The organism is Holdemanella porci (assembly GCF_019052655.1).
GTDB lineage: Bacteria > Bacillota_I > Bacilli_A > Erysipelotrichales > Erysipelotrichaceae > Holdemanella > Holdemanella hominis.
On the sequence record NZ_JAHQVB010000131.1, the window covers coordinates 1 to 1,431 of the forward strand.

The 1,431-nt window shown below is 33.6% G+C and carries 1 protein-coding gene; it reads right to left on the reverse strand.

Annotation, left to right across the window (positions count from 1 at the left end; all coding sequences use genetic code 11):
* Positions 1-31: 31 nt before the first annotated feature.
* Positions 32-1,431: ISL3 family transposase (locus KTQ83_RS11755; protein WP_217256938.1), on the reverse strand; the 1,400-nt coding region annotated here is incomplete at its 5' end.

A 1,431-nucleotide genomic window follows, 5' to 3' on the forward strand; every position in this document is an offset into this window, starting at 1 on the left:
GTGATTATTAAATTGTAGTTATATTTTTATATTATTTTTTCTTATTATATGATCCGCGTTTTTTTCCTTTATTCTTTTTGATCTCATCTTTTGGTTTAGGAATACCTCTAACGCTTGGATTGTCTCTTGTAGCCCAGAGAATGCGATTGCGTGTATAATTAAAATCAGAGAATCCTCTCGATTCTCTCTTAAGATCTTTCGGCTTTCGGTTGAAAGACTCCATAGGTCCATTGGAAAGACGTGCATAGTATTCTTGCTCGTTTCTTGCACTCTTTCTATAGACCTTTACTTTAATAAAGGAATTAACGATAGGTTCCTTGTTCTTGATAAGAAACAAGGCAAAATCACTAAATATCGACTGATCTGAATATTTATATTTGTTGATCAAAGCGTTTAGATTTGTCAGTACATCGAATTCACTTTCGTATTCCTGATTGTTGAATTCAATATAATCCTCTTTTAGATCACGAAGCTTTTCAAAGTTTGGATCCAGTTCTAGAAACATTTTCTCAATGGTGAATGTATCTACATTCATACCTAGCATTTTATGATAATAGCGTTTTGTTGAATAATTAATTTCATCATGGTTTTTAAGGATAACCCATTTATAGTTTTGTAACAGAATTACTTCTTTAGAAGGCTTTATAGATTTATCATCACGGTTCGTATCGTGATTTTTTTCTTTTAGCCTTTGTTCGTCTCTTTTTTTGTATCTCTTCATTACTTTGTAGATGTAAGTATTCATGCGAGATATTATAACCTTTACTACATGAAACGAATCGAGGATTGTGACCGCATTAGGAAAATACTCTTCAGGCATAGTAAGATAAGTCTTATAAGCATCAGATATTACACCTTTGACATTTAATCTTTCCTTAAGTGGAATAGATAGAAAGTAGTTTTCAAGTGTAGAATGCCATCGATTATGAACGATATCGATGATTTCTCCAGTAGAAAAATCCATAATGACAAATGCATATTTTTCGGTATTACTGATGTCCAGATATACTTCATCTACAGATATGTATTCAGGCAAAGGAAGTCTAGGAAGATCCACATAGCGCTTGAATATAAGACGGGCAGCTGAATCAGATATATTGAATTGAGCTGCAATCTCGGCTGTTGATTTAGTAAGAGTCTTGAATGCATTAAGAATCAAATATGGCGTGATATTTGAAGAATGTGAGTATTTATCCAAAAACGGAAAGGAATCATTCTCTGTGTGTCCGCACTCCTTACACACCCATCTGCGCTGGCGTACTATCAAGTAAGTGTTCATTGAATCCTGAGAGATTGGATGATTTACTTTACGAACATAGATACCCTTGGAATGCATACGAGACTGACACATAGGGCAAAGAGTAGGCTTTAAGTTTTTTTCGATATAAACAAATTTATCAGAACCGATGATTTCAATCTTAGTAACAGTGT